Genomic DNA, 15,796 nt, shown 5'->3' on the forward strand with positions numbered 1-15,796 from the left:
AATTATTAATATGTTCTTATAGTATAAAGTGAATATTTATTGTTGTCATGGTATATATCGGTAAATATAAAGGTTATCTTATGTCAAATATTAAGAGAGTATTAATTATAACAGGTACAAGACCTGAGATTATTAAAATGGCTCCTGTTTTTTATGCATTAAATGTAAACAATGTTGATGTTGATTGGTGTCATACAGGACAACATGAAGAATTAGCGATACAAGCTTTTAATATATTTAATATCAAACCTACTCATATATTATCACGACCAGAAGGAAATAATGTGACATCATTATTATCTGGGTTGATGAATAATGTTCAACAAATACTTGAAAAAAAAAGCTACGCGGCAATATTAGTCCATGGTGATACAGCAACGACATTAGCTGGAGCAATGGCGGCATTCTATAATCAGATTCCTATTATTGCCCACGTTGAGGCTGGCTTACGTTCTGGGGACTTACGTCATCCATTCCCTGAAGAATCAAATCGAATATTAGTCAGTAAGTTAGCGACAAAGCATTATGCTCCAACACTATTAGCATATGCAGCGCTTGTCTCTGAGGGGGTGCCTGCATCGAATATCGTGTTCACGGGTAATACTGTTGTTGATGCTCAACTCTATTTATTAGAACAAGGGCTATTACCGAATGAAAAAAGTAATAATATTATAGTAACAGCACATAGACGTGAAAATTGGAATAATATTAAAACTATTTGTAATGCATTAATTAAACTATCAAAATTAAGGCCGGAACTTATATTTAAATTTGCAGTTCATCCTAATCCTATTGTAAGAACTCAAGTAGAAGAAGCATTATTAGGTCAAGATAAAATAGAGATTATCGACTCATTAGATTATTTTGAATTACAAAAATCATTAGCGTCAGCTAAGCTTGTCATTACAGATTCTGGTGGTATTCAAGAGGAAGCACCAACATACCGTGTTCCGACTGTTGTTTTAAGGAAAACGACAGAACGACCTGAAGCTATTAATGAGGGTTTTTCTATTCTAGCTGGAGCAGAGTGTGAAGATGAGATAGTAAAAGCATGTTTGTTGATGCTTGATAAAACTATATCGACTGAAATGAAAAATCCATTTGGGGACGGTAAGGCTTCATTGAAAATAGCGGATGATTTAGTGGGAATGCTTAATGCTTTTTGATTTTTTTATAAATTACTTATATGTACTAAAATATATTTCGCTTGTTCTGATGTTTTTTCTTGCTATTTTTGGCATTGATGATCTTTTTATTGATGTTTATTTTTGGACAAGAAAACTGTGGCGCAAATTAACGGTATATCGTCGTCATGATTATATGGACGCGAATGAATTACTGGTTAAACCAGAACAGCCTATCGCGATTATGGTTCCTGCGTGGCAAGAGCATGGTGTCATTGATAAAATGGCACACTTAGCTGCTACTGGTTTAGATTATGAAAATTATCAAATATTTGTGGGCACTTACCCTAATGATCCACAAACACAAGCCGATGTTGATAATGTGTGCGCGCAGTTTTCACATGTTCATAAAGTAGTTTGTGCTCAACCTGGGCCTACAAGTAAAGCTGATTGCCTTAATAACATTATTGCTTCCATAATTGAGTTTGAAAAAAAAGCTAAAATAGAGTTTGCTGGCTTTGTATTACATGATTCAGAAGATGTAATTTCAGCACTAGAATTACGTTTATTTAATTATTTATTACCACGAAAAGATCTTATTCAATTACCCGTTTATCCTTATGCACGTAGATGGTATCAAATGACGCCTGCTCACTATGTGGATGAATTTGCAGAGTTACATGGTAAAGACGTTATTGTTCGTGAGTCGTTAGCAGGGCAAGTACCTAGCGCGGGTGTCGGCACATGTTTTAGTCGTCGAGCTGTTTTACGTTTATCTGTAGAGGGTGATGGTCTACCGTTTGATGTGCAATCTTTAACAGAAGATTACGACATTGGTTTTCGTTTAAAGCAATGGGGCATGGAAGAAATCTTTGCGCGTTTTCCTGTTATGGGTGAAGATCACGTGACATTACGTGAATATAATATAGGTGTATCAAAGCGAGAAGGTAACGTTATATGCGTGCGTGAATATTTTCCAACTACTTTTAATACTGCGGTAAGGCAAAAAACCCGTTGGATCATCGGAATTGTTTTTCAGGGTATGAAGAACCATAAATGGACCAAAGATTGGAAAATAAACTATTTTTTGTGGCGTGATCGTCGTGGAGCGATGAGTAATCTTGGCGGATTTTTAGCTATGTTGCTTTTATTTCAGATGGTTGGATTAACGCTATACAGTACATTTGTTCCTGATAGTTATCACTTTTTATCATTATTAAGCGATGATCCTATGGTCAAAGTGTTGCTCTATATTAATTTTATTTTATTTTTAAATCGTACATTCCAACGTGCTTTCTTTGTCACTCAGTATTATGGTTTCTGGCAAGGATTCTTGTCATTTCCGAGGATGGTGTGGGGCAATATTATTAACTTTTTTGCTAATGTTCGCGCTATTCGCCAAGTTGTAGAGCAAGGTGATCCTCGTCGAGTTGCTTGGGATAAAACGACTCATGATTTTCCCATTGTTGATGACACTATACGTCGCATACCATTAGGCCAAATACTAATAGAAAAGGGACAAATGACCGAAAAGCAATTAGAACAAGCATTGGTGTCTAAACCAGTGGATATGCTTTTGGGTACACATTTGGTATTGAAGCGTTATATCACGAATGAACAATTAAGCGCTGCTATTGCTACGCAGGTTGATGCAGAGTATCAACCTTGTGATCCTTTTGAATTAGATCCTCGTATCATCGAACGATTGCCTAAAATGTTGGCTTTAAAATATTCAGTCCTGCCTATTAAGTATGAAAATGGGACACTTATTTTGGGGTGTAATAAACGTCTAAACCCTGTCGCGATCAATGTTATTAAGCGGCAGTTACATTGTGAAGTAACATGGGTCATTATTACTAATGGTGCTGTTATGTTGGGATTGCGCTATTGGTATTTTAATCAGCAAGAAGAAAATCCAGCGATTAAATTAGATCAAGCAGTGGTAGAGAAACAACTTTCTTTGTCTAAACGTCAGTATGTTATAGATCAATATTATGCTTCTCGTATGCAGTTGGGCGATTATTTATTAGCATTAAAATTGATAGAAACAACCGTATTAAATCAAGCTGTGCTAGCTTTTTCACGAACATCGGATATTAGGTTTGGTGACTTTTTAGTTTCTCAGCAATATGTTTCATCAGCGGCTATTAGTGCTGCGATGGAATTAAAAACTAAACAGGAAACGAGTATCAGTCAACTGATAAAAGCACAAGGAAATACAATTGGTGAATAATAAATTACACACCTTATCTTTATGTTTGCTAATGGCATCAACTGTGACGTTTGCCAATGAAAATAAAGCACTAAATATTAGTAAAGGCATGACGGAATATCAGCATTTCTTTACTTATCCTTTTATTGATAAAGCAATGCGTGATGAAAAGAATGGAAAGTATAAGGAAGCATTTACTGAAGTAGAGCATGCGTTAAAAAAAGCTCCTAATAACGATGGGTTATTAAAGTATGGCATTGAATTATCGATAAAAATTGGTAATTATCAATTAATGGAACCTTGGCTTAAAAAGTTACCACTAGCCCAACAAAATGCCCTAAGTATACATTTAAAGTTAACGCAACTTAATCATCCGAAGTTATTGACTTACTTTGAGTTACATCAGTTATTAGAAGGATTGTCATTACACGATCAAGAACTCGGTTATCAGACCTTATTTTATGCGAACTTGCATCATTATGGTCCGAAGAAAACACTGGCTTGGAGTCAGTCTATTCCTTTTAATCTTAAAGTGAAATCAGCGATAGCACCTGAAGCGCAACTTGCTTTTTCGCAGAAAGATTACGTTGGAGTAATTGATGCTTTAACTCACTTAGCTCAAGTCGATAAGCTTTCTGGAGATGATCGATACATGCTTGCGCTTTCCTATTTGAACCTTGGGCAAATTAAGCCAGCGTTAGCATTAGCGAATACAGCTCCTAATAGTCATATTTCTGATCGAATACTCACTGAATATGCTTTTCATTTACTGGGTCAGAAAGATTATGTTAAAGCGATGGCTGTATTTAGTGATCTTGAAAAAAAGAAAGGACTAAATGCAGAAGCTTCCGCCGCTTATCAAAGTCTGAAAAAATTAACAACCGAGCAAATAGCTCAGAAAGCAGTGCTTGAATATACACCGTGTATTCAAGAAGTGGTTGAAGCATTGCCAAATAAGCAACAAGCCAGAATGTTACTTAAAGGTTGTGATCCTGCAACCCATTCAGTGCAATGGCTTAATTTAGCAGAAGAGAGTAATGCGATAAACTTATTGGAAAAAACATCATTTTCGAATCAACGTTTAGCGCAAAAAAGAATTAACATTTTAGTAAATAGTTATTTAAAAACAAATAATTGGAAAGCGATCACGCGTTTATCAAAACAACTTCATCAGCCGTCACAATTATTTATTCTTGCTACGAGTTATGATCATCTCAAGCAATATCGACAAGCAGCAACAATTTGGCTTCAGTTATATCAGCAGCAAGGAAGAATTAGCGAGTTTAAATCGGCTCTTTACGCATTATCAAAGGCCAATAGGCATGATGAGATGAGCCAGTTATTATCTAGATTATTAAAACAACACAGTAAATTATTACGGTATTCTGCGATCACTGATACATTTGTTAATGACTTTTATGCAGCAAGTGATGCTTATTCACTCTCACAAGTTATGTTATTAAATCAACACATTTCGAAGAGTAAACAAATAAAGAGTGATTATTGGGTAAATGCCAAGCAATGTGACGATGTCATTAATACAGATCTTAGTTCTCAGCATACATTTGCTATTTTGGCGGTGGCTCAATGTAAAGCTGAAATGAATAAGCAGCAAGCTATCACAATGGTTGAAGCGATTGAACCTAAAGGGGTCATGGAAGATGTGCTATTAGGATCTTGGTATGCAGATCTTAATAATAATCAAAAAGCCGTTGCATATTGGCAATTAGTTCCTCAAAAGCAATTAAATGATTATCAATTTCATCAGTATATTAATAGCTTATTAGATCTTAAATTATTACAACAAGCGCAAAATTTATGGCGTCAGCGTTCTATTAATAGTTCTCAGTGGCAGCGTATCGACGGCAGTAGGATTTTTCTAGGTTTAGGTAATGCAGTAGAAGCCGAACGTCTACTGACACAAGCACATGATCCTTTTAAAAAAGAGGCAGAAGCGATTGCATTGTTTCATGTCTATGAACAGACCCAGCAAACAGCAAAGGTCACCTCTGTTTATAACCAAATTCAAGCTCGATATGGTATCAATAATCAGTTAACACAAGAATATGCATTTTATTTGAGTCGGCATCAGCCCCAACAAGCTGCGTATGTTATGCAACGCTTGTTGGCACAACCTGATTATCAACCGAATGTCTTTATATTGACAGCATATGGGGACGTGCTCGCTAAATTAGACCAAAATAAGCAAGCTAAAATAAGGTATCAACAAGCAATAGATTTGCTATTGGAAGACAAGAAGCCATTAACCGAGACAGAGAAAAAATTGCAGCATTATCTTCAAGATTCACATCGTAATGTGAATCAGGGCTGGGATTTTTCTATCTCCGGATGGGTTGGTAAAAATGCAAGTAGTCGCTCGTCATTAATTACAGGGCATACTGGGGATTATTATCAACAGCTTGAAGCTAAATACTATTTTAATGAGATGCAGTGGAAATTACCGCGAACTGCTCTATACATTAACTATGGCTATAGTACTAATTTTACAGACACTGTATATCTTGGTCGCGATCAGCAAAATTATGGCAAAGGGTTTAATGATACGATAGAAGTTGGTCTTGAGTGGAAACCGTTGCAAGATTATACGATTTTTATTCGTGGAGGCTTAAAATCACAAAAAACAATGAATGATTATCAAGTTAATCCATATTTAACCATTCGTGGCGATCTACTTGCCAATGATGCATGGAGTAAAGCGTGGAAATATAATCAACAGCAATGGTGGTTTCAGCAATTATATACCGAAGGGACAGTCAACCTTGCTCATATTGATAATTACTCACTTTTTGGCCGTTATGATTTAGGCCGTGTTGTTAAGGTTTCAGATAACCATAAGCAACGTATAGTTCCATATAGTTTTATACAATATGGCTACTCTTCATATAATACAGAAGAGACGTTAAATATTAAAACGACAGATAATGATCTACGTTATGGATTAGGTGTGTTGTGGTTGAGTGAATGGATGAGTGATCGTTATGATGGATATAAACTCACATCTGAATTGGGGATGGAATGGCAATATGTAGGACAAAGCAGCACTGCCAGAGAAGGCGACAATGCCTTTTTATTACGTTATGTATTGCATTACTGATTATCACTGGTTGTTATTTAACTAAACCAAAGGCTGATATTGGATTTCTATATCAGCCTTTAAATCGTGATAAGCCAATAACAACGCAGAAATGGAAAACATTGTTAGTTGATGTGCGACAGCAACGTATAAATTCGTTGGTGATTCAGTGGTCGCAGTATGGTGAGGAAAAATTTGGTGGAACAAAAGGCTGGCTAGCTAAACGTATTGAAGCATGGTTTGCTCAAGGCGGTACAGTATGGTTTGGATTGTATTCAGATCCTGCGTATTTTAAGCGGATTCATACGCTATCATTATCGCAACAAGCAGAATATTTGAGCCATTATTTTATCAATATTGAAAAAACATATATGCACTGGAAACCATGGTTGACCCTACATTCAGCCTCAATTCAAGGTTTTTATTTGCCTCTTGAGCTGAGTGATTATGATTTTCCAACATTACAACAGCGACAGCAACTCACAGAATTATTGGCTAAACAAGTACATAACTATAATAAACCACTGATGGTAAGTTTATATTTATCAGCAACTATTGATGAGTCAGCAATTGTTCAATGGGTTGATCAGTTAACCGATGCGGGTATTAAAGTGATTGTGCAAGATGGTCATGGTACACAAGCTCTAAGTGAGAAGGTGAGGCAACAGTATCTGTCATTATTACCATCACAAAGTGGTATTGTTAGAGAGATTTTTAAACAATCTTCTGCAATGCCTTTTGTCGCTCAACGATTAATATATTCTCGTTATCAACAAGTGATGCAACAAGAAGTAAACAGGGATACCTACTATTTTTCATTAAGGTATGCCCCATTTAGTCAGAGTGTATTAAAGCTTGCTGATTAGTTATCGTTAGTCAGCAGGATAAATTGCCCCTAGCTGAGCTAAACGGCTTGCCCCTGTAACTTCAGGTAAATTACCTGATTGATGATGCATAGTACGGTATGCGAGCCATGCAAATGCCATTGCTTCCATATTATCAATATCGACACCACGATCTGCGGTTGTCATTACTTGCCAACTTGGCAGTAACTCTGATAGTCGCTGCATTAAAATTGGGTTGTGCGCACCACCACCACAGACTAATAATTCATTAGGGGTAGTGGCAGGGGTTAGGCCGGTTTTTTTTACATCATTAGCGATTGTCTGGGCGGTATACTCAGTCAATGTTGCTTGAATATCACAAGCGGAGAGTTGCAGTTCAATAATGGTGGGCTCAGCCAAATATTGCTCTAGCCACGGAAGGTTAAATAACTCGCGACCAGTACTTTTCGGTGCTGGTAAGGCTAAGTAAGGTTCAGATAACAAACGCGTTAATAGTGTCGAGTTAACATTACCCATACGGGCCCAGTTACCATTGTCATCATAGCTTTTATGTTGGTGAAGGTTGATCCATGCATCCATCAACATATTACCAGGGCCTGTATCAAAGCCTGTTACCGCTTTATTGGGCTCTAAAACGGTAATGTTGGCAATGCCACCAATATTTAAAATAACGCGAGTGCATTGGGGGGAGCTAAACAACTGTTGATGGAACGCGGGGACCAATGGCGCACCTTGACCACCAAATGCCATATCTTTACGACGAAAATCAGCAACAGTGGTAATACCTGTTTTGGCGGCAATTATATTAGCGTCACCAATTTGCATCGTAAATGCATATTCAGTGTGTGGAGAGTGAAATACCGTTTGACCATGGCTGCCAATCGCAGTGATATCAGCAGCTTTAGTATTGGTTTTTTCAAGTAATGCTAATACGGCATCAGCAAATAGATGACCTAAACGGTGATCAAGTTCACCTAATGTTTGCAAATTAGTCGGTTGTCCTAAACAAATATCTAATAGTGATTGTTTTAGATTGTTACCCATAGCAAAGGGATGCGAGCCAAGTAACTGAATATTATTGTTGTCAATTTCTACCAGAACAGCATCAACGCCATCCATGCTGGTGCCTGACATTAAGCCAATATATTTTTCCATCGCGATTCCCACTGTATTTCAATTTAACGAGTATGTTTATAAGCTCGTTAAAGCCGTTAATGATACTGATTAAAGTATAAGGTATGCAGTCACTTTAATCAGAAGTGACTGAGAAATAAAGCGTAGATAGAATCTTTAGCGATAGCAATTAATGCATAACACTACGAGAAGCGGCTAGGCTTTGTGTACCTTGCTGTTGAACAACGCTGTTCATTTTATTGGCAAACTCAGCTAATTCATGACTAACTGCCGAGCTAGCAATGATGGCGTCATCAAGATCGAAGATTTCAATCATATGACCGGTTGTACCGTCATCATAAGTACCAGACACAAAATGAATTGCAGTATCAGTTAAAATTGAACGGCCATACGTAGTCTCGACTAAACGCATCCAGTGGATTAATTCATCATGATTTTCTATGATTTTTGAGTGCATGAACACTGTTCCTTTTATGTTTTGGAGGCATACATTGAGAGGACCGAGTGTCCTTTATTTTGTGATGACCTTTTATGCGGTAAGTCTATCAGTAGTGTTCAAATGATAACTTTAGCCTCACGACAAAAATAACGCCTCAAAAAAAGTAAAAGTGACAAAAACGCACATTTTCTTAATTAATCAATGGTTTACAAGTTAAAATTTGCTGCTACATAGTCAATAAATGCTCTTAGTCGAGCTGGCATAAACTTGGTTGGTGCATATTGAAGTGCGATATCACCGTGATAATTACCGCGTATTGTCCATGTCGGTAATACGCGAATAACACTGCCTTGTTGCAATGCATCTTTAATCACGAAATCAGGGAAAATGCCAATGCCTAAATTATCTTTGACGCCATTTAATCGCATTTGAGAGTGATTAACCGCATAACGGCCACTGACTGCTACACGGTGACGTGTTTGCTGTTGCTCAAATTCCCAGATATTGTCAGTACTGGTTTCCCCTAAATACAAACAATCATGGTCAACAAGATCTAATGGTGTTGATGGCATCCCGCGTAGCGCAAGGTAATCTGGGCTGGCACATAACATCAGATCGACCTTGCCGATTTGTTTTAATACCAAATCTTCGCTGGGTTTTTCCGTTAATCGAAACACCACATCAATCCCTTCTTTTAGAATATCAATTTCGCCATCTCGGGCTTTAAGTTTTAATTGAATATCAGGGTATTGGGTTAAAAATGGGGTGACTAAAGGTTGTAATACAATTGATAAAAATGCTTTAGGTGCGGCAACGGTTATCATTCCAGCTGGAACAATGGGCTCTGAATGTGATATTTCAATTGCCTTTTTGGCGGCATCAAACATGGTTGTGCACTGGGTGTAAATACGTTTGCCTGATTCACTGATCATCAATTTACGGGTAGTGCGCTCTAATAGTTTTACTGACAGCGCCGTTTCTAACCGAGAGATTTGCTTACTCAGCGCAGAAGGGGTGACATTGAGCTTCTTCGCTGCTGCGGTATAACTGCCTTCATCAACCACCACGATAAATACGGCTAAATCTGGCATTAGTGCGATAAGTTTATTAGTTTCCATTGATTTGTGCCTGAGGGTCAATAATCATTTTCCATGGTATGGGATAATACTGCGGTTAAGTTTGAATTAGAATGCTGAAAAGTAACCAATCTAGTGCTAGTTCAAATAGTTGATAAAAAACACCAAATAGTTGACGATTTTCAAATAAAAAAGGTGTAAAAGGAATGCTATTAAGCTAGATGTCGATATTTAATACTGTAACGGTAGTATGTTATCGGTCTGGAAGAATAGTTTTTAGATTTTATTAGCGATTGACCTTTATTTACCATCCAATAAATCTGTGAGGAACACATGTCTTCTGCATTCTATAAGCAAATTAATCAGCAAATTGAAGATGTTAAAGCTGAGGGATTATACAAATCTGAGCGTATTATCACGTCTGCTCAAAAAGCGGCAGTGTCGATTCAGTCTGGTGAAGAAGTATTGAACTTCTGTGCCAATAACTACTTGGGTTTAGCTAACCACCCAGAATTGATTGCAGCAGCAAAAGCTGGCATGGATCAACATGGCTTTGGTATGGCATCGGTTCGCTTTATTTGTGGTACACAAGATGCGCACAAAGAACTAGAGCAAAAATTATCTGCATTCCTAGGAATGGAAGACACTATTCTTTACACCTCATGTTTTGATGCTAACACCGGTCTATTTGAAACGATTTTAGGTGCGGAAGATGCGATCATTTCTGATGCGCTTAACCACGCATCTATTATTGATGGTGTACGTTTATGTAAAGCGATGCGTTTCCGTTACTCAAATAACAACATGGAAGAGCTAGAGCAACAACTTATCGCCGCAAAAGAAGCTGGTGCACGTCATACATTGATCGTAACTGATGGCGTATTCTCAATGGACGGTGTGGTTGCAAACTTGCCTGTTATTTGTGATTTAGCAGATAAATATGATGCACTTGTAATGGTTGATGACTCACATGCTGTTGGCTTTATGGGCGCAAATGGTCGTGGTACTCATGAGCACCATAATGTGATGGATCGTATTGACATCATTACAGGCACATTAGGTAAAGCAATGGGTGGCGCATCAGGCGGTTACACCGCTGGTAAGAAAGAAGTGATCGATTGGTTACGTCAGCGTTCACGTCCATACTTATTCTCAAACTCAGTAGCTCCTGCAATTGTTGCTGCATCAAATCGCGTGATTGATCTGCTAGCTGAAAGTGGAGATTTGCGTGACAACCTATGGCTAAACGCCGCGCATTTCCGTACTCGTATGACAGCTGCGGGCTTTACCATGGCTGGTGCTGATCACGCGATCATTCCAATCATGTTAGGTGATGCAAAAGTAGCAGCAGAATTTGCTGAGCGCGCATTAACTAAAGGTATTTATGTTGTTGGTTTCTCATTCCCTGTAGTACCGAATGGCAAAGCACGTATTCGTACTCAAATGTCAGCAGCACACACTCGCGAGCAACTTGATAAAGCGATTGATGTGTTTATTGAAGTGGGTAAAGAGATGGCTATTATCTAATTCGTTTTTCGTTTTTCGTTTTTCGTTGTTAACATCGGTACGGCCTTAGCAGTCTGTTAAGGCTATTGTATAGAACAGCCAATGAAGTTGTTCTAGCTTTATGGAATAAGTGTTATGAAAATCAAAGCTCTTGCTAAGTTAAAGCCTGAAGAAGGTATCTGGATGACGGAAGTAGATAAGCCGCAAATGGGGCATAATGATCTACTTATTCGTATCAAGAAAACAGCTATCTGTGGTACTGATGTACATATCTACAACTGGGATGAATGGTCACAAAAAACCATTCCTGTGCCTATGGTTGTTGGTCATGAATATGTTGGCGAAGTTGTCGGTATGGGACAAGAAGTACGCGGCTTTAACTTAGGTGATCGTGTTTCTGGTGAAGGTCATATCACATGCGGTCATTGCCGTAATTGTCGTGGTGGTCGTACTCATTTATGCCGTAATACTATCGGTGTAGGTGTTAACCGTGAAGGTGCATTTGCCGAGTTTTTGGTTATTCCTGCATTTAACGCATTTAAAATTCCTAATGATATTTCAGATGACTTAGCGTCGATTTTTGACCCGTTTGGTAACGCTGTTCATACCGCTTTATCTTTTGATCTTGTTGGTGAAGATGTGTTGATCACCGGTGCTGGTCCAATTGGTATCATGGCAGCAGCTGTGGCTAAACATGTTGGTGCACGCCATGTTGTGATCACTGATGTGAATGAATACCGTTTGAATCTTGCGCGCGAAATGGGCGTAACACGTGCAGTTAACGTTGCTAATGAAAATCTAACCGATGTGATGGCTGAACTTGGCATGAAAGAGGGCTTTGATGTCGGTTTAGAAATGTCAGGTAATCCAATGGCATTTAACAGCATGTTATCAAGCATGAACCATGGCGGTAAGATTGCTCTATTAGGCATTCCTCCGTCAGATATGGGTATTGATTGGAATCAAGTTATCTTTAAAGGTTTAATCATTAAAGGTATCTACGGTCGTGAAATGTTTGAAACGTGGTACAAAATGGCAAGTTTGATTCAATCGGGCTTAGATCTAACGCCAATCATTACTCATCATTATAAGATTGATGATTTCCAGCAAGGCTTTGACGTTATGCGCTCAGGCATGTCAGGTAAAGTTATTCTCGATTGGGAATAAGTCACTAGTTTTATAAGCAATAAAATCGAGTTCTATTATTAAGCGAGTGTAATGCTCGCTTTTTTTATTCTTTTTTTATTAATGATTATTTTGCTATTATCAGTATAATGCGCGCCACTCAGTGAGTCTCTGTTAGGAATTAACATGCAAGAATTAGATCAACAACCACAACCAAAAAAAGCGCCAAAAGAATTGACGCTAGAGCAGCAATTACTGCAAAACAATCCATTACATGGTCTTAGCTTAGAGAAAATGATAACAGAGTTAGTTGATCATTATGGTTGGGAAATTCTTGATACTGCATTGCGTATGAATTGTTTTAATACTAAGCCATCTATTGCTAGTAGTGTTAAATACCTCAAAAAAACAGAGTGGGCACGTGAAAAAGTAGAAGGTTTTTATCTGTCTCGTTTCAAGCGTATGCCTCGTGCATCGGCGGCAGAGTTTGAACTACCACCACGCATGCGCACGTTTGCTCACGGTATTACACCAAAATCGCCAATGGAACTCACTGTTGAGTCTATTTTGTTATCACAAGCAAAAGCAGCATCTGCTCATAAAGAACGTTCAAATAGTGGTCGTAATGGTGGCCGCAATAACGGCGGTCGATCGCGTCGTTAATCATTGGTTACTAAATAGCAGTACTAATTTAGGGTGATGTATGTCACGAAAGCTGCTATACTAGACAACAATTTAGAGAAAAAGTCGCTTATATTTAGCGGCTTTTTTAATGCTTGATATATTCACAAATTTTGGAAACAGTACATTGATTTCAACAGCTAATATCACAATGCAATTTGGCGATAAGCCATTATTTGAAAACATCTCAGTTAAATTTGGTGGTGGCAACCGTTACGGCCTGATCGGCGCAAATGGTTGTGGTAAATCGACATTCATGAAAATCTTGGGTGGCGAACTAGAGCAATCTGGTGGCACTGTTTCACTTGATCCTAACGAGCGTATGGCTAAGTTAGGGCAGGACCAATTTGCATTCGAAAACTACAGCGTTGTTGACACTGTAATCATGGGCCATAAAGAACTATGGACTGTGAAAGAAGAGCGTGACCGCATTTATTCGATGCCTGATATGTCTGAAGACGACGGTATGCGTGTTGCTGATCTTGAAGTTGAATTCGCAGAAATGGACGGCTACTCAGCAGAAGCACGTGCTGGTGAACTTCTTCTTGGTCTTGGTATTTCTGAAGATCAACACTTTGGTCTAATGAGCGCTGTTGCTCCAGGTCTTAAAGTACGTGTTCTTTTGGCTCAAGTATTGTTTGCTAACCCAGACATCATGCTACTTGACGAACCAACGAACAACTTGGACATTCACACTATTGCATGGCTTGAGCAGATCCTTCTTGCACGTAACTGCACAATGATCATCATCTCGCACGACCGTCACTTCCTAAACAGCGTATGTACTCACATGGCTGACTTAGATTACGGTGAGCTTCGTCTATTCCCTGGTAACTACGACGAATACATGATGGCTGCAGAGCAAGCACGTGATCAACTTCAAGCAGACAATGCGAAGAAGAAAGCACAGATGGCTGAACTACAAACGTTCGTAAGCCGTTTCTCTGCTAACGCATCTAAAGCTAAGCAAGCAACATCTCGTCAAAAGCAATTAGACAAGATCCAGCTAACAGCAGTGAAAGCATCTAGCCGTCAATCTCCATTCATTCGTTTCGATCAGGAAAAAGAACTGTTCCGTAACGCACTTGAAGTTGAAGGTTTAAAACAAGGTTACGGCGACAACATTCTTATCAACGGCGTTAACCTGTTGGTAGAAGTGGGTGAGCGTATTGCGATCATCGGTGAAAACGGTATCGGTAAATCAACCTTCCTTAATACCCTTGCAGGCCAAATGGAGCCAATGGAAGGTATGATTAAGTGGTCTGAAAACAACAATATCGGTTTCTACGCACAGGATCACAGCGCTGATTTCGCTGAAGATATTACACTACTAGAGTGGATGGGTCAGTGGAAGAAAGAAGGCGACGACGAGCAAGTTGTTCGTGGTATCCTTGGTCGTATGCTGTTCTCACAAAACGACATTAAGAAATCAGTTAAAGTGATTTCTGGTGGTGAGCAAGGTCGTATGCTGTTTGGTAAGCTAATCATGCAACGTCCTAACATCCTACTAATGGATGAACCAACAAACCACATGGACATGGAATCTATTGAAGCACTTAACCTAGCGTTAGAGAACTTCAAAGGTACACTAATGTTCGTATCTCACGACCGTCAGTTTGTAACTTCTGTTGCAACACGTATCATTGAGATCACTAAAGATGGCGTAGAAGACTTCCACGGCACTTACGATGAGTACATTGCTAAGAAAGCGCTAATTGGTTAAGTTTCATTATTAATCAAGCGGCCTAAGCCAAAGAATTAAATAAAAGCCGCCTTTATTAAGGGCGGTTTTTTTATAGATAAATTTAACGAGTTAATTCGCGTTATATAGGCATTTAAGGAAAAGTGATGAAAATCTGGGTTGATGCTGATGCATGTCCAAACGTGGTAAAAGAGATCCTTTTTCGCGCAGCTGATCGCGCTAAAGTTCAAGTAACGCTGGTGGCGAACCAATATATTCGCACTCCACCATCTCCTTTTTTACGCTCGATTCAAGTAGAGCAGGGCTTTGATGTTGCAGATAACTATATTGTGCAGCAAGCAGAAGCAGGGGATTTGGTGATCACTGCCGATATTCCACTGGCTGATGAATTGATCACCAAAGGTGCACACGCATTAAACCCACGCGGTGAAATGTACACCAAAGACACCATTAAACAACGCCTGCAAATGCGTGATTTTATGGAAACCATGCGCAGTAGTGGCATTCAGACAGGTGGACCGTCTGCATTAACGCAAGCTGACCGCCAAAATTTTGCTAATAAACTCGATGCTTTCTTAGCTAAAAACCATAAGATACAATAAGTTATAACTATGGAGGTGAACGCTGTTTTACCTCCTTTTCTCCCTTCTGCAATATTCACATTTGTTGTTATTTTCTGCTAAATCTACTTAGCCCTATGGTTGTATCCCTTATCGTTATTTTAAATATTGAATACCGAATAAGAACAATCATGAAACTATTTATTAAACCTCGTCATTCCTTACAGTGAAATATGCATGTCATTACTGAGGGAACATGACGGGATAAATACCAACCGATTCTGTCATGCTCTTATTA

Annotated in this window: 12 protein-coding genes; 9 read left to right on the forward strand and 3 right to left on the reverse strand. The window is 38.6% G+C overall.

Annotated features, from left to right (window positions below; genetic code table 11):
* The first annotated feature begins 80 nt into the window (after positions 1-80).
* From wecB to BTN98_RS04715, 4 genes are read left to right on the forward strand one after another with little or no spacing between them, the layout of a single operon-like run.
* Positions 81-1,166, forward strand: coding sequence for a non-hydrolyzing UDP-N-acetylglucosamine 2-epimerase (gene wecB / locus BTN98_RS04700; protein ID WP_082732221.1), 1,086 nt, complete (start codon positions 81-83; stop codon positions 1,164-1,166).
* Positions 1,156-3,357, forward strand: a complete 2,202-nt coding sequence (locus tag BTN98_RS04705; RefSeq protein ID WP_061000478.1) for a glycosyl transferase family protein — start codon at positions 1,156-1,158, stop codon at positions 3,355-3,357. Before wecB ends, BTN98_RS04705 begins: the two co-directional genes overlap by 11 nt.
* Positions 3,350-6,451 carry an NfrA family protein gene (locus BTN98_RS04710; RefSeq protein WP_061000480.1) on the forward strand — a complete coding sequence of 1,034 codons (3,102 nt, stop codon included), beginning with the start codon at positions 3,350-3,352 and terminating at the stop codon, positions 6,449-6,451. Before BTN98_RS04705 ends, BTN98_RS04710 begins: the two co-directional genes overlap by 8 nt.
* Complete coding sequence (locus BTN98_RS04715; protein WP_082732222.1) at positions 6,373-7,296, forward strand: DUF4434 domain-containing protein; 924 nt, start codon at positions 6,373-6,375, stop codon at positions 7,294-7,296. Before BTN98_RS04710 ends, BTN98_RS04715 begins: the two co-directional genes overlap by 79 nt.
* A gap of 6 nt (positions 7,297-7,302) precedes the next feature.
* On the opposite strand, the gene BTN98_RS04720 is transcribed toward BTN98_RS04715, so the two are convergent.
* The 3 genes from BTN98_RS04720 to BTN98_RS04730 form a co-directional block, all read right to left on the reverse strand.
* Complete coding sequence (locus tag BTN98_RS04720; RefSeq protein ID WP_061000483.1) at positions 7,303-8,430, reverse strand: anhydro-N-acetylmuramic acid kinase; 1,128 nt, start codon at positions 8,428-8,430, stop codon at positions 7,303-7,305.
* Between the two features lie 148 nt (positions 8,431-8,578).
* Positions 8,579-8,866 carry a hypothetical protein gene (locus BTN98_RS04725; RefSeq protein ID WP_061000485.1) on the reverse strand — a complete coding sequence of 96 codons (288 nt, stop codon included), beginning with the start codon at positions 8,864-8,866 and terminating at the stop codon, positions 8,579-8,581.
* A gap of 188 nt (positions 8,867-9,054) precedes the next feature.
* Positions 9,055-9,966 (reverse strand): LysR family transcriptional regulator, encoded by a 912-nt coding sequence (locus BTN98_RS04730; RefSeq protein WP_061000487.1) that lies wholly within the window; start codon positions 9,964-9,966, stop codon positions 9,055-9,057.
* 291 nt (positions 9,967-10,257) lie between these two features.
* On the opposite strand from BTN98_RS04730, the gene BTN98_RS04735 reads away from it, so the two are divergent.
* The 5 genes from BTN98_RS04735 (at position 10,258) to BTN98_RS04755 (ending at position 15,540) form a co-directional block, all read left to right on the forward strand.
* Positions 10,258-11,451, forward strand: coding sequence for a glycine C-acetyltransferase (locus BTN98_RS04735; RefSeq protein ID WP_061000488.1), 1,194 nt, complete (start codon positions 10,258-10,260; stop codon positions 11,449-11,451).
* Between the two features lie 114 nt (positions 11,452-11,565).
* Entirely contained in the window at positions 11,566-12,597 is a 1,032-nt protein-coding gene (gene tdh, locus BTN98_RS04740; protein ID WP_061000490.1) for an L-threonine 3-dehydrogenase, read from the forward strand.
* Between the two features lie 144 nt (positions 12,598-12,741).
* Positions 12,742-13,218 carry a VF530 family protein gene (locus tag BTN98_RS04745; protein WP_061000492.1) on the forward strand — a complete coding sequence of 159 codons (477 nt, stop codon included), beginning with the start codon at positions 12,742-12,744 and terminating at the stop codon, positions 13,216-13,218.
* Positions 13,219-13,363: 145 nt separating this feature from the next.
* A complete protein-coding gene (locus BTN98_RS04750; RefSeq protein ID WP_061000500.1) occupies positions 13,364-14,959 on the forward strand; it encodes an ABC-F family ATPase in 1,596 nt (531 codons plus the stop codon).
* 125 nt (positions 14,960-15,084) lie between these two features.
* Positions 15,085-15,540 (forward strand): YaiI/YqxD family protein, encoded by a 456-nt coding sequence (locus tag BTN98_RS04755; RefSeq protein ID WP_061000494.1) that lies wholly within the window; start codon positions 15,085-15,087, stop codon positions 15,538-15,540.
* Positions 15,541-15,796: the final 256 nt, after the last annotated feature.

The organism is Photobacterium aquimaris, from assembly GCF_002954455.1.
In the GTDB taxonomy this organism is placed as follows: domain Bacteria; phylum Pseudomonadota; class Gammaproteobacteria; order Enterobacterales; family Vibrionaceae; genus Photobacterium; species Photobacterium aquimaris.